16 protein-coding genes and 3 pseudogenes are annotated in these 17785 nt (G+C 63.8%); 6 read left to right on the top strand and 13 right to left on the bottom strand.

The window, feature by feature from the left end:
• Window positions 1-180 (top strand): annotated as a pseudogene (locus AC1RM7_RS23510) (DUF736 domain-containing protein); the annotation flags it as partial.
• Between the two features lie 75 nt (window positions 181-255).
• On the opposite strand, the gene AC1RM7_RS23505 reads toward AC1RM7_RS23510, so the two are convergent.
• The 5 genes and pseudogenes from AC1RM7_RS23505 to AC1RM7_RS23485 all read right to left on the bottom strand — a co-directional run bounded on the left by AC1RM7_RS23505 (window position 256) and on the right by AC1RM7_RS23485 (window position 4029).
• A complete protein-coding gene (locus AC1RM7_RS23505; protein ID WP_137902101.1) occupies window positions 256-519 on the bottom strand; it encodes a WGR domain-containing protein in 264 nt (87 codons plus the stop codon).
• A gap of 84 nt (window positions 520-603) precedes the next feature.
• Window positions 604-1066: pseudogene (locus AC1RM7_RS23500) on the bottom strand (thermonuclease family protein).
• A 557-nt stretch (window positions 1067-1623) separates the two neighbouring features.
• On the bottom strand, window positions 1624-2094 hold the full coding sequence (locus tag AC1RM7_RS23495; protein ID WP_137902085.1) for a hypothetical protein: 471 nt from the start codon (window positions 2092-2094) through the stop codon (window positions 1624-1626).
• Window positions 2095-2169: 75 nt separating this feature from the next.
• Window positions 2170-2658, bottom strand: coding sequence for an Hsp20 family protein (locus tag AC1RM7_RS23490; protein WP_492839468.1), 489 nt, complete (start codon window positions 2656-2658; stop codon window positions 2170-2172).
• A gap of 351 nt (window positions 2659-3009) precedes the next feature.
• Entirely contained in the window at window positions 3010-4029 is a 1020-nt protein-coding gene (locus AC1RM7_RS23485; RefSeq protein ID WP_137902102.1) for an NADP-dependent oxidoreductase, read from the bottom strand.
• A gap of 88 nt (window positions 4030-4117) precedes the next feature.
• On the opposite strand from AC1RM7_RS23485, the gene AC1RM7_RS23480 reads away from it, so the two are divergent.
• Window positions 4118-5110 (top strand): LysR family transcriptional regulator, encoded by a 993-nt coding sequence (locus tag AC1RM7_RS23480; protein WP_393986298.1) that lies wholly within the window; start codon window positions 4118-4120, stop codon window positions 5108-5110.
• Between the two features lie 181 nt (window positions 5111-5291).
• On the opposite strand, the gene AC1RM7_RS23475 is transcribed toward AC1RM7_RS23480, so the two are convergent.
• The 8 genes and pseudogenes from AC1RM7_RS23475 to AC1RM7_RS23440 all read right to left on the bottom strand — a co-directional run bounded on the left by AC1RM7_RS23475 (window position 5292) and on the right by AC1RM7_RS23440 (window position 12766).
• Window positions 5292-6479, bottom strand: coding sequence for an abortive infection family protein (locus AC1RM7_RS23475; protein WP_137902103.1), 1188 nt, complete (start codon window positions 6477-6479; stop codon window positions 5292-5294).
• Window positions 6480-6537: 58 nt separating this feature from the next.
• Window positions 6538-6759 (bottom strand): helix-turn-helix domain-containing protein, encoded by a 222-nt coding sequence (locus tag AC1RM7_RS23470; RefSeq protein ID WP_137902088.1) that lies wholly within the window; start codon window positions 6757-6759, stop codon window positions 6538-6540.
• A 45-nt stretch (window positions 6760-6804) separates the two neighbouring features.
• Window positions 6805-7008, bottom strand: a pseudogene (locus tag AC1RM7_RS23465) (CorA family divalent cation transporter); the annotation flags it as partial.
• Between the two features lie 176 nt (window positions 7009-7184).
• Window positions 7185-9527: a S8 family peptidase gene (locus AC1RM7_RS23460; RefSeq protein WP_393986291.1), complete on the bottom strand. Its 2343-nt coding sequence runs from the start codon at window positions 9525-9527 to the stop codon at window positions 7185-7187.
• A 7-nt stretch (window positions 9528-9534) separates the two neighbouring features.
• Window positions 9535-10506 (bottom strand): AAA family ATPase, encoded by a 972-nt coding sequence (locus AC1RM7_RS23455; RefSeq protein WP_244617013.1) that lies wholly within the window; start codon window positions 10504-10506, stop codon window positions 9535-9537.
• A 128-nt stretch (window positions 10507-10634) separates the two neighbouring features.
• Window positions 10635-11852, bottom strand: coding sequence for an RHE_PE00001 family protein (locus AC1RM7_RS23450; RefSeq protein WP_244617010.1), 1218 nt, complete (start codon window positions 11850-11852; stop codon window positions 10635-10637).
• Between the two features lie 208 nt (window positions 11853-12060).
• Window positions 12061-12507 carry a plasmid maintenance toxin (PemK-like) gene (locus AC1RM7_RS23445; protein WP_137901605.1) on the bottom strand — a complete coding sequence of 149 codons (447 nt, stop codon included), beginning with the start codon at window positions 12505-12507 and terminating at the stop codon, window positions 12061-12063.
• A complete protein-coding gene (locus tag AC1RM7_RS23440; protein WP_137901604.1) occupies window positions 12494-12766 on the bottom strand; it encodes a type II toxin-antitoxin system Phd/YefM family antitoxin in 273 nt (90 codons plus the stop codon). The genes AC1RM7_RS23445 and AC1RM7_RS23440 overlap by 14 nt, the downstream gene beginning before the upstream one ends.
• 62 nt (window positions 12767-12828) lie before the next feature.
• On the opposite strand from AC1RM7_RS23440, the gene AC1RM7_RS23435 reads away from it, so the two are divergent.
• The 4 genes from AC1RM7_RS23435 (at window position 12829) to repB (ending at window position 17735) form a co-directional block, all read left to right on the top strand.
• The gene (locus tag AC1RM7_RS23435; RefSeq protein ID WP_393986289.1) at window positions 12829-13923 is read left to right on the top strand and encodes a hypothetical protein; all 1095 of its coding nucleotides are present in this window, start codon (window positions 12829-12831) and stop codon (window positions 13921-13923) included.
• Window positions 13924-13931: 8 nt separating this feature from the next.
• Window positions 13932-15101, top strand: coding sequence for a tyrosine-type recombinase/integrase (locus AC1RM7_RS23430; RefSeq protein ID WP_393986288.1), 1170 nt, complete (start codon window positions 13932-13934; stop codon window positions 15099-15101).
• Between the two features lie 406 nt (window positions 15102-15507).
• Window positions 15508-16713 (top strand): plasmid partitioning protein RepA, encoded by a 1206-nt coding sequence (gene repA, locus AC1RM7_RS23425; protein ID WP_006023650.1) that lies wholly within the window; start codon window positions 15508-15510, stop codon window positions 16711-16713.
• 2 nt (window positions 16714-16715) lie between these two features.
• Window positions 16716-17735: a plasmid partitioning protein RepB gene (gene repB / locus AC1RM7_RS23420; RefSeq protein WP_393986287.1), complete on the top strand. Its 1020-nt coding sequence runs from the start codon at window positions 16716-16718 to the stop codon at window positions 17733-17735.
• Window positions 17736-17785 lie beyond the last annotated feature (50 nt).

The raw sequence follows: 17785 nt of genomic DNA, 5'->3' as shown, positions 1-17785 counted from the left end.
ACATTATGTGGCGCGCCACATAATGTCGAGCTCGGCGCCGCTTGGCAGAAGCACTCCGACCAGACGGACCGCGACTACCTCTCGGTCAAGCTCGACGATCCGAGCTTCCCCGCCCCGATCTACGCGACCCTGGTCGAGGTCGAAGGCGAGGAAGGCCTGCAGCTGATCTGGTCTCGGCCCGAACCGCGACTGACCCGGGCGACGAGCGGGCCCCGCCGTGAGGCGGGGCCTTCGCCATGTCGCGCCTGGCAGCCGCTAGTTGCGTTCTGCAGCGCCAACATCGCGATAGCCACGCCGCCTTTTTGCACGCTCAAGCCGGCCTAGAGCGACGGAGGCTTCCTCGGGCTGGTCGAAGGTCTCCATCATCGACTGGCCGTTGGTTCCGATGCGCCCCCAGTTCCGGATGACCGACGCGCCGCCGAACAGCGTCGGTTGAAGCGCGAGCGCGTAGAAGCGCCGCATGTTTCGGGCCGGCTCGACGCGATGCAGATGGAGCTGTTCAGGAACCTCGTTGGCCATGACGTAAGTCTCGCTTCCTTTAGAAGCGGCGTCCAACGCCTTTCATGAATCAATCTGCGCTGACCGATTCATCAGCCTGATCAGTCAGTCACACCAGTTTCGACGCGGGCCGCCCCAAGGGCGAGCGAGCCCTTCGGCGATCAATGTCGCGCCAAGGGAGTGGCCGGCCCGCCTTACCACGCGCAGCTTGCGGCCGAAACGGTCTTCGTCCCGGTCTGCGGCGACGAGAGAGAACGCACCGGCATTGAGTAAATCGAGGAGTCTGCGCCTGGCCGCCTCTCCCTTCATCCGCTCTGTCTCGCAGTGCGGCGGACTCAGTTCGGGAACATCGATATCCGCTATGCGGATCTTGACCCGCAGATGCCAGAAGGGTGTCGCCGTCGACGACGCAGTTCACGCGCCGCGCTTCGCCGCAAATCGAGAAAGTCGCCGCAAGGCTGTCCGGATAGGAAGCTGGCAACGGCCGTTGTGTTGGACTGGCCTGAAAGGGTGGATCCGAGGCGAGCGTCGTCGCCGCAACCAGCAGCATTCCCGCGGCCAGCATCATCTCGGTCTTTATGAAACTTCTCCCTTGATCGATCGAAGCCGGCGATCTCCTCTAGTCTCGGATCCTTGCTGGAATGTCGATCATGCAGGTCAGACCCTGGAGGCATTCGCCTTTGCGCTTGGCTTGGGCGATCAAGATTTTGGCGAGCCGCCTGCGGCGGACGGCTCTATTCGCTTCGCTCACGGAGCCCGCAGGCGGTCTCCGCCGGGTCCGGTGACGATCCTCTCGCGAGACCATTTAAGCCGAGGTCAAGCCGATGCCCCTTTTCGGCGGCCTTACGGCGCGATCGCCTCCGATCAAGTACGCACCCATCGGGGTCGCGATGCCCGCCGCCCGAGAAGGGCTACGTTGATTCGAGGTGGAATGCCGGACAGCCATTCGGTCATCTGCTCTCGTCCGAACCGCGACTGAGACGCCACGTAGAAGGTCCCGCCGTGAGGCGGGGCCTTCCCAGACAAGGCAGCGACGATCGCCAGCGTTGGATCGCCAAGACACCGACGGATGCGGCACGTGCCTTAAGCGGCCGGTAGGTTGGTCAAAATCGCCACTGCGCTGGCTCATGCCAGCGCAGGTTCGGGATGAACAAAAGCTCCACCCCCGCCGATTCTTGGCGGTATGGTGGCCAGAGCGGGACAAGGCGGCGGATCGTCGTCGTCATCGCGCCGGCGGCGGGATACGATGCGAGACCATTTTCTCAGCGCGGAGCGGCGCCGCCGCTCCGGCGGCATATGCCCCAGCCCAAAGGATGGGTTCGTCGAAAGCGTGAGGCTGTCGAATGTGTCCAGCGCCTTCAAAGCGCGCAGAATCTCGTCCACCTCGACAATAGAGCCATCCTCTAGCTGACGCAGCGATGGAGAGCCCGGAACTGCGCGGGCGTCAGACGCCCAGGAGGCTAACAGGGCCCGCTTCTCAGCACGGCTCATCTCCGGATCATTTATAACGTCATCAGGCTGCTGGAATATCGGATGTCCAGCGCTGCGGCGTGCTTTATGGCGATCAATGTTTGAAAAGCTGCTATATTCAGTCATCTCCGTTTCTCCGCAATTCGTGACACCCGGATAGATCGGGAGGCAAATCGCAGGGTTTAGGTTTGGTCGACGGGCTCAGGCAGCTTTGCGCTGCGGCTCCGTATTTTGGCTGATCTGCTTCGTCTTGCCGTTGTCTCCCGCCGATGGGGCGTTGCGCGTCGAACCGATGGCGATCCGGCGAGGCTTCAACTCCTCGGGAATCTCCCGCACCAGATCGACCGACAGCAGGCCATTCTCCAACGTAGCATTGGCGACCTTGACGTGGTCGGCAAGCTTGAACGCCTGTTTGAAATCGCCGATCGCCAACCCTTGGTGAAGAATCTGCCTATTCTCCTGGCTCGGCCTTTTCTGTCCCGTCACGATGAGCTCAGGACCGTCCTGGGTGAGCTCCACCTCATCCGGGCTGAAGCCGGCGATCGCCATGGTGATGCGGTAGTCGTTGTCGCTCTTCTTCTCGATGTTGTAAGGCGGCCAGTCTGAGCGCACGCTGATATCGAGCATGTCGAGAAGGCGATCGAAGCCCACCGTCGAGCGGTAAAGGGGCCTATAATCGAAGCTTCTCATAGCCATATCCTCCGTAAAGCAACATGGATTACAAGCAGCGTCACAGCGTCTCTGCGACGCCTATTGGTCGGGCCGAAGCCCCGACGCAGAAGGATTTGGGAGAACCAAAAACTCAGTGCAAGAGAGCAAACCGAGATTTTTTGAACGATGTTTACGTTCAAGCAGCCGGATCGATGACGTCGGAGCGGATGCCGTAAACTACACCTCCGACGGCGAGCCGCCGTCCGAATGGGCTCGACAAACGACACACTCAGCCCCGCCGGCAGCCCGGACGGCCTTGCCGCTTCGCTCATCAAAGCGCCGACCATCTCGAACCAGGCGCCGTCCCAAGGCGCGGCTTTGGGATTGACGTCATTTTACCGCCAGGACGATCTTGCCTTGAATGTGCCCCTTGGCAGCTCGCTCGTGCGCAAGCCGCGCGTCGGCAAGGGCATAGGTGCTGTCGAGGACGACCCGGATCGTGCCTGCAGCAAGCAAGCTTCCAATCTCCGCCAGCTGCGCGCCACTCGACCGGACCTGAGTCGCCGAGACCGTGACGCCCAGCTTTTTCGCATCCTCCGCGCCGGTGAACCCAAGAGGAAAGACAGGAAACAGTGCGCCGCCCGGCTTCAGCGTGCGCAAAAACCGTCCGGTGCCGGGTCCGCCCACGGCGTCGACCACAAGATCGACGTCATGCGCCACGTCCTCGGGAGGCGTCTTGGTGTAGTCGATGAACGCGTCGGCGCCGAGATCGCGCAGAAGCGCCTCGTGCTTGCCCGACGCCACGGCGATGACATGGGCGCCTTTCAGCTTGGCGATCTGCACCGCGAAATGTCCGACGCCGCCAGCCGCTCCATTGACGAGAACGGTCTTGCCTTCCAACGGTACCGGCACATGCGGATACGGTTGTAACGGGTTGGGCGCGTCGTGCCCCAGATCGACCAGAAACTGCCACGCGGTGAGCAGCGACATTGGCGCCCCCGCGGCGTGCGCATGGTCGATCCCGGCCGGCTTGATCGCGACTTCGGAAGCCGGCACGCTGACATACTCGGCGTAAGCCCTGCTGTCGCCAGCGAGGCCCGAGGGAAATCGGACCATCGAATAGACCTCGTCACCCACGGAGAAACCTTCGACATCGCCGGCCACGGCCTCGACGACGCCGGAGATGTCGGTCCCGAGGATGAGCGGGAACGACACCCGCGGCTGCCATTCGGGCGGAAGCATCTTGTAGCCCTCACGCAGATACCAGTCGGGTGGATTGAGGCCGACGGCGTGAACCCGGACCAGCACTTCGCCTGGCTTCACCTCAGGCTTCGGGGCATCCTCATAGACCAGCACCTCGGGACCGCCGAACGCGTGCTGCCGGATCGCCTTCATTGTATCGCTCATCATGATCTCCTTTCGCCGTTCGGTGCTCAGACACCGATATAACACCGGTCCCGGCATTGATAATCTGCTCCAATGGCGCTTCAATAGTGCCATGAAGGAACAAATGCTTTTGGAGCGGTTGACCGGCCTGATCGCGTTTGCGCGTGCTGGCTCGATGGGTAGCTTCACAGCCGCTGCTCGCTCCTTATCGGTCTCACCCTCAGCCGTCAGCAAGAGCATACAGCGCCTTGAGCGGCATCTGGGGGTTCCACTCTTCACCCGCACGACCCGGTCGCTGACACTCACGCCAGAGGGTCGCGATCTTCACGAGCGCGCGCTGCGTCTGCTGCGCGAGGCGGAAGCGATCGAGCAGGCGGCGATGAGCGCGCGCTCAGAGCCGTCGGGCAACTTGCGGGTGGCGGCGTCGCTGCCGATCGGACTGCATGTGATCGCGCCCGCTCTGCCTGCGTTCCGAAAGAGTCATCCCAAAGTGACGGTCGATCTCAGACTGACTGACCGGATGGTGGACATCATCAAGGAAGGCATCGACGTCGCAATACGCATTGGCGATCTGGCGGATTCGCGCCTGTTGTCGCGGAGCCTTGCCCCTTATCGACTCTGCTGCTTTGCGTCACCCGCTTACCTTGCGGCGCGCGGCGCGCCGCTGCACCCCGACGATCTGGCGGGGCACGACCTCGTCAACCTTCGTTATCAGAGCACAGGTCAAAGCTTTCGCTGGCCCTTTCAGATTGCCGGTCACGAGATCGAGCTGGTACCCACCGCGAGCATCGTCGTCGACGTAAGCGATGCGGTACTCGTGACGCTCGCGGCCGGTGGCGGCATCGGGATCAGCGCCTCCTTCATTGCGGCGCCTTACGTCACGCGCGGCGACCTCGTCCCAGTGCTTTCCGCCTTTGCGGTAGAGCGGCACAATATTACTGCAGTATGGCCCGAAAGCCGCCGCGCGAACCCTGCCGTGCGTGCCTTTCTGACCCTATTGCAGGACGTCTTTCAGGAGCGACTGACGGCCACGGCGAGCCTGTCGGAGGAAGGGCGCCACGTTGCCGGAGCCAGAAACCAGACCACTCAAGGATTCCCGAGTTGACATTCTAATCCCGGGTTGCGTCGTCCTTCGACGCGATATGCGCGTGATAGCCGCATAGTCCGTTGTGCTCATAGTATTCTTCGGCACTCAGGTCGGTTCCGCAAACCGCGCTAGCGGCCCTCCGCCATCGATAGGTCGACTGACATCGGCAGGTTCGTTGCGCTTGTGACCGCCGTTGTCATCATCCCCGCGGTTTCCGGCCTATGCCGTGCGCAGCCTCCGATGACGATCCGCCACGCGCCTCTTTGCGCGCCTCCCAGGTCGCGACCAGAAAGGTGGCCATCGCGCCAGCGAGATTGACTGCCAGCTCCGCGTGCCTTGGCTGTGGGCGCGCGCGCTTCGGCCCAGGGCTGTGCGCATCACTGAGCTTGTTGCGCAGGGCGCCCAAGGATTCGACAACAGACTGGCAGCTTCCGAGAATCTGCTTGAAGACCTGCTCCGTATGGTCGTCGGGCGCGAGCTTCAGGACTTTGGAGAGCTTGCGGTAGAGGGCCGGCAGATCGTCAGCTTCTTGCCAGGTCTCACCCGCCTCCTCGAGGATCCATTTGCAGACGTCTTCGAGCAGGGTGCGGGCCAATGTAATTGCGCCTGCCGGTTCCGAGCCGCGCCGCTCCATGGCCATGGTCCAACGCGCGTGCACCTGCGTCGGGTCAAAGGCGGCCAGCGTCGCGGAGATGCTGGCATCTGCTGGCGATCCGGTTGGTGCGACTCTCACGGCGTAAAATGGACTTCCAGAAATTCGTCCCGCCAAGGCTAACGTATAGCCGTCGTGCCGCAGTAGGCCGTCGATCTTCTCGGCCAGCTCGATTTGCTCGCTCCCCGAGAACGCATCTGGCGCCGTGACGGCGGCAAGGAATTTAAATAGCTGCGCGCGTGAGCACGTTAGCAGCCCGAGCGTCTCCAGCACATCGCGCTGGGTCAGGTCGTCGTTGCGGATAGTATGGCGATGGAGATAGTCCTCGAGCGTTGCCTCATCGCTGGGATGAGGTGCGCGAAGAGAACCGATCGGCCAAAGGCCGCGAATAAGCTCGATGTCCTCGATCTCGCGCGCCAGCGGGCGGCCTTCGAACAGCGCGATCAGACGTCGACGCGTGAGCGTGGTGACCGCCGGGCCGTTTAGCTCGTCAATCTTGGCCAATTGCTCACTGAGCTCGAAGCGCTGCTCTTCAGCGGCAAGCTCGCGAGCGGAGACGACGACCTGTTCGGCCGATACATCCGCAAGCCGCTTCTGGGCATATTTGTATTTGCTGGCGAACGCCTCCTGTTCCTCGCCGTCCGCCAGATTCAACCGACGGCACAAGCCCGGTACGTCATAGGCTTTGGCGTCAGAGATCGCCGACGCCAGCAGGTGGCGAAGCTCCTTGATCATGGCGGGTGGGATAGCGACGGGCATCGGCGCTGGTGTCGGCTGGCGTATGGTCGGCATACTAAAGGACCCCCCACGCCCGATATCTGTCTCTCCCGGTCGCCTCCCGCTCCAGCGCTTCTAAGCGGTCCGTCATGTCCAACAGCTTTCGCGCCGCGGCGGCAATCGCTCCGGCGATCGTCGGATAAGTCTCCGCCGAGTTCATCGAGACGCCATCCGGAAATGTCACGGTCGCCTGATAGCCATTGCCTTTCGGCGTGGCGGAAAGCTGGATCGCTGACATAGCGCGGCTCGCCTCATATCTTTCGATCGTTCGAGCACGCAGCGACTAAAACCAGCCACGGCGCTTGAACCAGATGAGGGGCAGAATGGGGCTAAGCACGATGGCAAGCCAGGACAAAGGGTATCCCCATGTCGAGCTCAACTCCGGCATGTTCTAAAAGTTCATCCCCCAAATACCCGCCAATAGCGTCGGCGGCACGCCGACAACCGAAACGATAGTCAGGACTTTGAACAAGTCGTTCTGGTCGATCGAACTATGATCGAAGAGGCGCTCCCCGGTCAATTGTCAGGTGAAGCTCGGCTCAGATTTGAGCCAGATGGCTTGAATTGCGAGTTCAACATTCCCTTGGCGATTATGCAGGAACGATAGCTCCGACGCCTGTCGCCCACCTCGATCGACTGTATTCAAAGGTCGGCGTGTCGGTGCTAAGCTTGGACGCGAATCCGCTGGCGCACTCTTTCATAGAGTTGGACGTCTGCCTTTTGCAGAAGCTCGACCACGATTGCGAATTGCTGCCGATCGACATGGGTCGCCCAGCCGCTTTCGCAGCGCACGACGAGATAGTAGCTGTCGCCGTATTCTTCGACACCGCGTTTGAACGTGACAGTTGCACACTGAACGGTGCCTTTCTCGCGCAATTGCGGTCCGGGAACGAGATTGCAATTGTATCGCGGTGCAAGTTCAGGGAACGGACCGTCGTCCTTGTCACGCTTGCGATAATGATCGAAGATCAAGTCAGGCTGGCATCCGCGAACCAACCGAAAGCTCATGCCAACGCCTGCATAATCATTTCGGGTGTGACGCACCGGTGGATCGAATGCCAGCGTCACGCGAATGCAGCGCTCACCGTTTCCCCCAGCCTGAAACGCTTCCGGGATCGGAATCCGATAGACGGCAAAATGATCGAGGGCGATCTCATCCTCGGCGTAAAGCGTGACGCGCGCGTTGTCCGAGAATGCGGCGCGTTCGAGATCCACCAGACCGTGACCGACAATCGCCCGCGTCGCATCTGCACCAAGCAGCTGAAGCCGCTCGCTGGCGGGCGGCGGGATTTCCGCAGATCCCACAATCAGCGCCCGCACGAGATTAGCTGAGGCCTGCGGGAAGCGCGTCATGATCTGCGCGGCGCTGAAGGCAACGCGCGGCGCGGCATAGGACGTGCCTGATCCCGCCGTGAAGAGCTGATCGAGATAGCTGTGATGCAGCGTCAGAACACCGGCGCTGCCGACGTCCTCCCCTCCCCGCAGCCGCGCGACGACGGCATCGAAAATCAGCGTGCCGCCAATCTCAACGACGTCGGGTTTGGTTGCCCCGCCTGGTCCCGGCCCGATCCTCGAGAACGGCGCCGGCTCATGCAGGCGTGTGATGGCGCGGACGCGGACGTCGTCGGCGCGATCGGGATCGAGACCCTCACCGTGCGCGAGTGCGCCGACGGTGATGACGTTCAAGGCGCCGGCCGGCTCGAACAGCCGGTTGGCATCCTCCAGAAGATAGCGCGGATATTCGGTCACGGCCTGTTCGAGACGATTGCCGCCGCGCGGGCTGCGATTTCCGGACGAGACGACGATGACGACGTCGAGCTCGCGCGCCAATTCGTCGAGCGTGGCGGCCCATGTGCCGACCTTGCCGCCGTCGAAGACGCGCCGGCGGTCGGCAAGCGCGATCACGAAGACCCGACAGCCAAAGCGCTGGTACAGGGTCGCGATCGCCTCGCGCATCTGCGAGGGCACGAGGCGCCTGTCGTCAAAGCCACCTTGGTCGTTCACCACTTTCGCCGCACAAAGCCGCGCGCCGCGTTGCAATGCGCCGGCGTCGAGTTGCGCACGAAGATCGCCGAACACGGCCACACCGGCCACGCGAGTGCCATGACCCCAGACGTCCGCGGTGCCGAGATCGGCCGGTACGCCGATCGAACCGACAAGAATATCCGCCAGGAATGGGTGATCGTTGACGCCGCTGTCGATGATGCCGATCAGCGGTGCGTCATCGGCCACGGCATTCAATGGCGGCGCATCCGCCATGACCATGTCGAGCGCCTCTGCCGTGGTCACGTCCGGGGCTGGCGGCAGATCGATCGCCGCGATTTCCTCGACCGTCAGCAACGTGCGCAGCAGCTCGCCCGTCAGACGCGCGCGAAACATGCTGATCGAGGGGCCGACATAGCGATCAAAGACATCGCCACCTCGTGCCTCGACGTAGCGGATGACATCCTCAAGCTTGCGCTCGCGGAGGCGACGTTCGCCCAGATCCCAAAGCTCGATGTCCACCAGATAGGATGTCTGCGCGACGAAATCCTCGACATCAGCGAAACCTTCTTCCCGCAAGCGTGGTCCGATCCGATCACGCGGCTCGACCGATCCAATGCTTTCGATCCCGGAGACGAAGTTGACGTAGGGGGCGTGCTTCTGGCCAGGGGGCGGGCCGCCCTGATAGGCGTCAAGCCGCGCGCGGAAATCCCGCATGTCTTCACTCGATGCGAACAGCACGAGCGTGCGGTCCGCGTCGCTGGACAAAACCGTGAGCCCGAGCCGTTCCCACTCCTCCTCGAGCAGGGCGCCCGTCATCTGCACGCGCAGGATCAGAGACGGGTCGACAAATTCGGGCTTGCGCCGGCGTCTTTGTTCCTGGGTCGCGGTGTCGAGCTCCTCGCGCAGCTTCGTCGTGTGTTGGCCGCGATCGCGCGGTGGCGGCGGTCCGCCGCCGCCGTGCTTGCGCCGCTCGAATTGCTCGGGAAGCCGGACGAGTTCGAGGTGATCGTATCGGGCCACGGCGCGCCTAGCTCGGCGACGCGAGGCGAGACTGTCCTGCCCGGCGGCGCGCCTCGTCCTCCAAGGCGCGATTGAAGTCGCGGGCCTGCACCTGCTTACGGCGATCGATGATCATCGTCTTGACCGCCTGGGTGCAGACGCGCTCGATCTCGGCGTAGGAATAGCCCTCCAGCGCGGCCGCATGCTGCAGCGGATCGAACGCGGTCGCGATGTTCTTGAACTTGAGCCGCAGGAAGCGGGCGATCATCGCGCGATCCGGCTTGTCGAACCAGACGACCTCGTCGAAGCGCCGCCAAACCGCCGGATCGAGGGATTGATCAAGGTTGGTCGCGGCGATCAGAAAGCCCTTCGGCTGAATATGATCGATGAACAACAGAAGGCTGTTGACGACACGGCGCAGCTCATTGTGCTCGCTCGAGTCATCGCGCGAGCGCGCCAGCGCGTCGAACTCGTCAAAGAACAGCACGCAGGGCTGTTTCCGGGCGAACTCGAAAATCTTGCGGACATTGCCAGCCGTCTCGCCCAGGTAGGACGAGATCAGCCTATCGAGCTTGACGAGGAACAGCGGCAGACCGAGCTCGGCTGCAAAAATCTCCGCGCACAGCGTCTTGCCGCATCCCGGCGGGCCGCAGAACAGAAGCTTGGATCGGACCTTGAGGCCGTGACGCCGGATCTCGTCGGCGCGGCGAAACTCTTTGACGAGGCCGAGCAGCACCCGCACGTTCGTCGCCCCGAGCACGATATCATTGTGCGTGTGCTGCGGTTCAATCCGCTCGATGAAGTCGGCGGCTGCTTCGGGGAACGGAAGCAGGGGCGCAAGCGCCTTCGGACCGCTCGGCCGGCTTGGGCCGGCCTCAAGGGTCTTGCGCAGGCTGCGCGCCAGCACGCGGTTGTTCTTCTTTTCCTCTTCGCCGATGATTTGCTCCGCTACGGCCCGGAACTCATCGTCCCGACCGTAGCTGGCCAGCAATTTTTTCATCAACTCCCCGCGGGCCATGGCTCTGCTTTACTTTCTCCTGTTGGGCGAATCATAACCGCAAATGCAGCGTTTCACGATGGGGTTACTGCCCGATTTAAACAACGCAAATCACCATCGTCGGGCGACATCTAAAGCACCCCCCACGCCCGATACCTGTCTCTGCCGGTCGCCTCCCGCAGACCGAGCTCCCCGACCAGGTCCTGGGCGGCGCGTGGCGTGATCCTCAGCTCCTGCGCGATCATGCCGGCCGAGACGATCGGCCGGGCCAACACATAGTCGATCAGCGCCGGCAGCCGGGAGGTGGAGCGGCGGCCGGCGAGCTTGCGGGCCAGCAGGGTGCGGGCAGTCTGCCAACGGTCGTGATCCTTGAGACCGGCCTCGGCCGCGGCCGCGATCGCCTCCAACTGAACGGCGAGGCGGGAGGCCGCGTCGCGTGGCCGCCGCCGCTCGCGCGGGATCGCTTTGAGGCCGTCATGGAGGCAAGGCAGGTGCGAGCGCGCCTTTCCCCGCGCCCGCAGCAGCGCGGCGGCGAGCAGCCGGCCGAGCCATGGCGCGTGCTGTAGCGGTTCCAGCGCGTGCCACGCGTCGGCGGCGATCGCCGTCGCCAGCGCCGGCGGCAGGTTGCGTGTCTGGTCCACGACCGCTCGCCATGCGTCGAGACGTTCATCTTCGTCCCAGTCGAGATCGTAGACCAGCGGGTCTCGCTCGGGTCGCTTCGGGCGCCGATCGGTTGTCTCGCCGGCCAGCGTGCGGTCGGCTTGGGCGATCGCGGCGTCGACGGCCGCGAAGATGTCGGCCATCCGGTCGTCGGCTGGGGCCACGCGAAACCGCTCGGGCGCATCCGCCTCACTGTCTTCGTCTTCGCGATCGCGCACCTCATCCTCTTCCTCATTCCGGTTGCCGCGTTCCTCCTCCCGGTCGCCCTGCTCTCCCCTGCCCCGCAGCCCGGCCAGGCCGGCCACCGACAGCGCCCAGTCGGGCTTGGCGTCGGCGATGCGCCGTCGCGTTCGCAGAACGGCGTGGGCGCGCGTGAGCTCGTGGGTCGGGGCGCGGACGTCCATGCCGGCGTCGTGGAGGACGAGATCGTCGAGATGGACGAGCTCGCCTTCCAGCCACAGGGCGGCAGCGGCGTCTGAGAAGTGGGTCCGGGCGATCCAGCCGTCGCGGACCGGGCTCCTGGCCAGCCGCTCGTCGAGGCGGGCCAGCGCGTCTTCGGCCGCCGCGAGCGGGCCGGCGATCTGGCTCCAAGGTAGCGGATCCGGGATCTGGTAGGCGGAGGGCAAGGTCTTGATAACCTTAACGTGAATCGGTGAAACGGAAGCTATCACGGCGTTGGCTTCCGTCATAGCGATGCCTTCTGGCGCATGCTTCTCACTATCGATAACCACCCCTTATCGATAGTGTTGGACATGGATTCGCAAATCAGCGATTCTGAGCTTCCTCAGCCCGGCAAATCACGCCCGCCGGGCCTCCGATCGACGAGAGGACGACCCGCTGGCAGCCCCCTCCCCTCCTCCGAATGCCTTTTACCGTCGCCGGCGTGCCGAGCGGTCCTTACTCGGTCCGCGGCACGCTTCGATGCGGCGCGCGGGTTGTGACCTCCCCGCGCGCGATCGCGACGAAGCGGCGCTTGACCTCGGCGAAAAGGCCCGGCGTCAGCGCGCCGTAGTAGCCGCTCTCGGTATCGATGTTGCGCAGGTCCGGCCCGGGCCAGGCGAAGCGGTTGCTCTCGGTCAGCACGATCCACGAGCGCTCGGCGTCGAGCCGCAGACGTCCCTTGACGTCGGCCGGGATCTCGATCGCGTCGGCCGGATTCACCGGCGGCGTGTGGGTGATCGGCAGCACGCGCACGATCGGCGCGCCCTCCTCCGTCGTCATGACGATCGCCAGCACCAGGCAGGGCCGGTCCTTGTCGCCCTCCTCTCGGCCCTCGCGGTGCTGCCAGTCCCACAAATAGGCGTAGCGAAAAATCCAGCCGACGCGGACCTCAGTCGGCAGCATGCTTACCGGCTGGGGCGGTGAGTTGCGCAGGGTCCGGCGTCAGTTCGGCCGTTTCGACCGCCTCGATCTCGGCGTCACTCAGATCAACCGTGCGCTGGACCCGGCGGTCGCGCTTCGACAGGCGAACGAAGTCCTCATAAGCCATCAGCACGGTGCGCGGCCGGCCATTCTTGGTGATTACCACCGGCTCGCGCACGGCGGCATCCTGGTAGGCGCCGAAATTCTTGGAGACTTCGGCGGCGGTCACGGTGGAAGCCATGATCGGTTCTCCTTTGTTCCGGAATATACGGAAATCCCGGTAATCCCGCAAGAGGCCAATCAATGACCCCTTCTCCCGTCCGCCTGCCCGATTCGGCCTCGCTGGAAGCGGTCCTGGCGGGGCTCGACCCGACCTCGGCCGACGTCGGCCTGGTGGTTGCCCTCGCCGCCGCCTTCCCGGGCTTCGATTTCAGCGTCGCCCACGTGGACGACGACTACTGGCGCGACACGCGCTCGGTCATCTGGCCGGACGGCACCCGCGTCGGCGAGCTCCGACCGTGGATGACGGCAGAACTCGCCAGGGACGGCGGCGACGTCAAGGCGACGTGGGCGCGCCTGAAAGACACCGGCCTGCAGATCACCGAGTGGCGCGGCACCAGTGCCTTCGTCTTCGCGCCGACAGGTTCCGCAGCCGCCGACTACATCCAGATCGCGCTGGGCCGCGAGATCGAGTGGCGCGCCGGTTCCATCGTCGATCCGGATTACCGGCCCTGGGGTGAGCAGGAATTGCTCGACCCGAGCTGGCCTCGCCGGGATCCCCTGCCCGACACGGACCGACTCGCTGGCCCGATCTACCGCCTTCTCGATCGCGCCGGCGGCGCGTTCATTCACATCCGCAGCTTTCTAGACCGTTGCGGCCGCGTCGAGCACGAGAAGCGCGAGGCGAAGCGGCCCGAGATGGATCGGCGGGTCATCCGCGAAACCATGCCCAACGGGACGACGCGCGAAACCCCGTTCCTTGAGCTGGTGCCGGACTATTTCGAGCTCGTGCCGCGCGAGGTGAGGTTCTTCCGGGACTGGGAGGCATCGAGTGCGGCCGGGCAGCGCGTCTTCGCGCACTGGGCGCTCGACGCTCGCGATTACACCCACAAGGGCGAGCGTGAAGTCGGCTTCATTCCTCGCCCGTTGAAGATGCCGGGCGAACGCTTGCTCATGACGCCTGAGGCGACCGTCCATCAATTGATGGATCGGATTGAGGCGATCGATCGCGAGATCGCCCTGCCCTTCGGCTGGTTCTTTCTCATGATACACGGCCACTGGGTCGACGCCGATGTCGGCCTCGCGATCGCGGACGCCCTCAAGGCCCAGCGCGTGCGGCTGCCCGATCCGGACGCCGCCGTGCTGCTGCGCTGGGCCGCGCGGACCTACGGCTTCTGAGGGACGTGATGGACGATATAGTCAAAGTCCGAGCACTCGACGCCGAATCGCAGCGCGCCCTCGCGCTCGACACGCTGTCGGCCATCCTGCCGATGGACCGGCGCGATCGGCTCGCGCAGCTGCTCACCGACGACGACGTCGCGACTCTCAAGCACCTCGCCAAGGAAGGCATGGGCGAGAACAGTCTTCGCGCGCTCACGTCGGATCTGGCCTACCTCGAAGCTTGGGCTCTCGCGGCCAACGGCGAGGCGCTGCCGTGGCCGGCGACGGAAGCACTCGCGCTAAAGTTCGTCGCGCATCATCTATGGGATCCCGCGCAGCGCGCGATCGACTTACGCCATGGCATGCCAGCCGACGTCGCTGGCGAGCTGCGCGCCGAGGGCCTGCTGCGCACCGAGGGACCGCACGCGCCGAATACGGTGAAGCGGCGCCTTGCAAGCTGGGGGACGCTGCATCGCTGGAAGGGGATCGAAAGTCCGCTCACCGCGCCAAGTCTTCGTTCGGCCGTGCGTCTGGCTGTCCGCGCTTCTCCGCGGCCGCGCCGCCGTAAAAGCAAGCGCGCCGTGACGCGCGACGTCCTCGACCGGCTGACGGCGACTTGCACGACGGATCGGCTGGCCGACACGCGCGACCTCGCGATCCTGCTGCTGGCGTTCGCCTCCGGCGGGCGGCGGCGCAGCGAGGTGGCGCGGCTGCGGGTCGAGCAGCTGAGCGACGAGCCCGGCGTTCTGCTTGATCCGCTTGATCCGAATTCGCCGACGCTGCCGTGCGTCTCGATCCAGCTCGGTCGCACGAAGACCGGCGACGCCGATGACGAGCGTAGGGTGTTCCTGGTCGGCCCGCCGGTCAAGGCGTTGCGGGAATGGCTCGACCGAGCTGATATCCGGAAAGGCGCGATCTTCCGCGCGATCGACCGTTGGGAGGCGCTCGAGGAGCGCGCGCTGACCCCGCAATCGATCAATTTGATCGTCAAGCGGCGTTGCACGATGGCTGAGCTCGACCCCAAAGACTTTGCTGCGCATGGATTGCGGGCGGGATATCTCACCGAGGCGGCGCGCCAGGGCATCGGCTTGCCGGAGGCGATGCAGCAGTCGCAGCATCGGTCGGTCCAGCAGGCGGCGAGCTACTACAACGAGGCGGAGCGCGCGCAGGGCAGGGCTGCCCGGCTCGGTGTGTGAGTAGCGGCTGATGAAATGAGTGGCTTAAGTTGTCCGCGTACAACTCGACGCAGGCCAACCCCCGTCAGGCTTCAGCCGCGTCTGTCTGGCGCGAATATAGCCGGGCGCGCGCGCAAACCAGCGCCGATAGTAACGAACTGAGCGGTAGCGTCGAACGCTCCTCAACTCGCCCCGCCCGTGCGTTAAGTTGTCCGCGTACAACCCAGCCACATGAAGTGCGACGGTTCGCGCAAGGGCAAAATATACGCTCCGCAGCGCGCCAAACCGAATTCCGCTTTGGTGGAGATCACTCCGTTAACTTCTCATTAACCCATTAGTCCTTGCAGCAACGAAAGAATCGGGCATAACTTGGGTTCAACGCTTTTTGGGCCAACCTGCTCAAAAAACCGCAGATGCAGAGAAACCGATGCCCGCTACGCTTCTGCCGAAAGACAATGCGCCTCGCGATCTCAGGTCGTTGATCAACGCTGATGCGGCGGAGCTGTCAATGCGGCTTCGCGCGAGGCAGCTTGAGGACTTTCCCCCCGAGGCGAAAAAGACGTTGCGTCCGTTCTCTCCATCCGAGGCGGCGCGTTTCATCGGAATAGCCGACGGCTATCTCCGTCAGCTCGCCTCTGAAGGGAAGGGGCCCGATCCCCTTCCCAATGGGCGTCGAATGTATTCGCTTGAGGATGTCGAGGCGCTACGTCAATCGCTCGACGCTTCTGGCAAGGGCGGACGCCGCTACACGCCTCGCCGCAGCGAAAATGAGAAGTTGCAGGTCCTCGCGGTGATGAACTTCAAGGGGGGAAGCGGCAAGACGACGACATCGGCGCATCTGGCCGAATACCTCGCCTTTCGCGGATATCGTGTGCTGGCTATCGATCTGGATCCGCAGGCGAGCCTGACGGCACTCTTCGGATTGCAGCCCGAACTCGACGTCGCCGACAATGACACGATCTATGGCGCCATTCGGTACGACAGCGATCGCCGCGAGATGGCCGAAATTGTGCGGGCCACATACATTCCCACGCTTCATTTGATCCCCGGTCAACTCGAACTGATGGAGTTCGAGCATGAGACGCCGAAGGCGTTGATGACGCGGCAGGACGGCGGCCAGATGTTCTTCGCTCGCATCGGTGAAGCACTGGCGCAGGTGAGCGATGCCTATGACATCGTCATCATCGATTGCCCGCCGCAACTCGGGTTCCTGACCCTTTCGGCACTCTGCGCCGCGACAGCTGTACTCATCACAGTCCATCCTCAGATGCTGGACGTAATGTCGATGTCCCAGTTCCTGAACATGACAGCTGGCTTGCTCGACGTCGTCGCCAATGCAGGCGCGGCGACTGACTACGACTGGATGCGTTATCTCGTCACGCGATACGAACCGAGCGACGCGCCCCAGACCAAATTGGTGGGCTGGATGCGCTCGATCTTAGGTGAACGAGTTTTGACCCATCCGATGGTCAAGAGCACGGCCATCGCCGATGCCGGATTGACCAAGAACACACTCTACGAGGTCGATCGGAAGGGCTTCTCCCGTCCGACCTATGACCGTGCGATTGAATCTCTCGACCTCGTCAACGGTGAGATCGAGGGTTTAATCAGGCAGGTCTGGAAGAGGGTCTGAGCATGGCTCGGAAGATAAGCTTCGACCACGTGCCCAGCGAGCCACAAGCGTCGCAAGAACCTCCAGCGCGACTGTCGGCCAACCAGGTCCGGCCGCTTCTGGGCCTGGACCGGCCGCTCAAGCAACCGGGCGCGCTCGGTGCGATCTCGCAGAACCTCGGCGGCATCAAGGAGCGAGCGGATCGGGCCGACGAGTTGGAGAGACAGCTGCTCGAGGGGCAGACGATCGTCGAGCTCGATCCGGCCCTCGTCGACGATTCCTTCGTACCGGACCGCATGGAGGCGAGCGCGGCCGATGAGGCGGCGTTCCAAGAGTTGATCCGCGAGCACGGTCAAAACACGCCGATCCTCGTTCGCCCGAGCCCGGAGAATTCAAGCCGCTTTCAGGTAGCCTTCGGGCACAGGCGCCTACGCGCTGCCCGCTCGCTCGGAAGAAAGGTGCGGGCGGTGGTCCGCGCTCTGAGCGACGAAGAGCTGGTGGTCGCCCAAGGCCAGGAGAACAGTGGTCGAACCGACCTGACCTTTATCGAGCGAGCCCGCTTTGCCGCCCGACTCGAAGAGCGCAAGTTTTCGCGCGAGACAATCATGGCGGCGTTGAACGTCGACAAGGCTGCGCTATCGCGACTCATTGCGGTTGCGACCCGCGTCCCCACCGAGGTCGTCGAGGCGATCGGCGCCGCGCCTGGCTATGGCCGCGTTCGATGGCAGGAGTTGACCGATCTCCTTGATGGCGACGGCAATCGACACCGCGCCATCGCGCTTGTGAAGGAGGAAGGGTTCGCTGACCAAGACAGCGACAAGCGGTTCGAAGCACTCGTCGCAGCGTTGGGCACCAAGGCGGCGCGGGCGCGGGCGGAAAGCTGGTCGGCGGCCGACGGCACGCTCGCAGCGAAGGTTATGCGAACCGGCAAGAAACTCAGTCTGACTTTCGACGACCGCGTAACCCCGCAATTTGGCGAATTCGTTCGCCAGCACTTGCAAAGGCTCTACGACGAATACCGCGCCGCGTCCGGCGAGGACTGAAGGAACACCCACCCGGAATGAGCCGGCTGGGCAGGTGCAATCTGGCTCAG

It is taken from the genome of Afipia sp. GW822-FHT03D08 (assembly GCF_058801645.1).
The sequence above is the reverse complement of the archived record's forward strand: the minus strand, read 5'-3'. Positions and strand labels throughout refer to the sequence as shown.

Excerpts from the sequence above, each read along its gene's own strand:
- AC1RM7_RS23430 (WP_393986288.1), top strand. The coding sequence starts at position 13,932 with ATGGACGATATAGTCAAAGTCCGAGCACTCGACGCCGAATCGCAGCGC.
- repA (WP_006023650.1), top strand. The coding sequence starts at position 15,508 with ATGCCCGCTACGCTTCTGCCGAAAGACAATGCGCCTCGCGATCTCAGG.
- AC1RM7_RS23480 (WP_393986298.1), top strand. The coding sequence starts at position 4,118 with ATGAAGGAACAAATGCTTTTGGAGCGGTTGACCGGCCTGATCGCGTTT.
- AC1RM7_RS23445 (WP_137901605.1), bottom strand. The coding sequence starts at position 12,507 with ATGCTGCCGACTGAGGTCCGCGTCGGCTGGATTTTTCGCTACGCCTAT.
- AC1RM7_RS23475 (WP_137902103.1), bottom strand. The coding sequence starts at position 6,479 with ATGATCAAGGAGCTTCGCCACCTGCTGGCGTCGGCGATCTCTGACGCC.
- AC1RM7_RS23435 (WP_393986289.1), top strand. The coding sequence starts at position 12,829 with ATGACCCCTTCTCCCGTCCGCCTGCCCGATTCGGCCTCGCTGGAAGCG.
- AC1RM7_RS23440 (WP_137901604.1), bottom strand. The coding sequence starts at position 12,766 with ATGGCTTCCACCGTGACCGCCGCCGAAGTCTCCAAGAATTTCGGCGCC.
- AC1RM7_RS23495 (WP_137902085.1), bottom strand. The coding sequence starts at position 2,094 with ATGACTGAATATAGCAGCTTTTCAAACATTGATCGCCATAAAGCACGC.
- repB (WP_393986287.1), top strand. The coding sequence starts at position 16,716 with ATGGCTCGGAAGATAAGCTTCGACCACGTGCCCAGCGAGCCACAAGCG.
- AC1RM7_RS23485 (WP_137902102.1), bottom strand. The coding sequence starts at position 4,029 with ATGATGAGCGATACAATGAAGGCGATCCGGCAGCACGCGTTCGGCGGT.
- AC1RM7_RS23490 (WP_492839468.1), bottom strand. The coding sequence starts at position 2,658 with ATGAGAAGCTTCGATTATAGGCCCCTTTACCGCTCGACGGTGGGCTTC.
- AC1RM7_RS23450 (WP_244617010.1), bottom strand. The coding sequence starts at position 11,852 with ATGACGGAAGCCAACGCCGTGATAGCTTCCGTTTCACCGATTCACGTT.
- AC1RM7_RS23455 (WP_244617013.1), bottom strand. The coding sequence starts at position 10,506 with ATGAAAAAATTGCTGGCCAGCTACGGTCGGGACGATGAGTTCCGGGCC.
- AC1RM7_RS23470 (WP_137902088.1), bottom strand. The coding sequence starts at position 6,759 with ATGTCAGCGATCCAGCTTTCCGCCACGCCGAAAGGCAATGGCTATCAG.
- AC1RM7_RS23505 (WP_137902101.1), bottom strand. The coding sequence starts at position 519 with ATGGCCAACGAGGTTCCTGAACAGCTCCATCTGCATCGCGTCGAGCCG.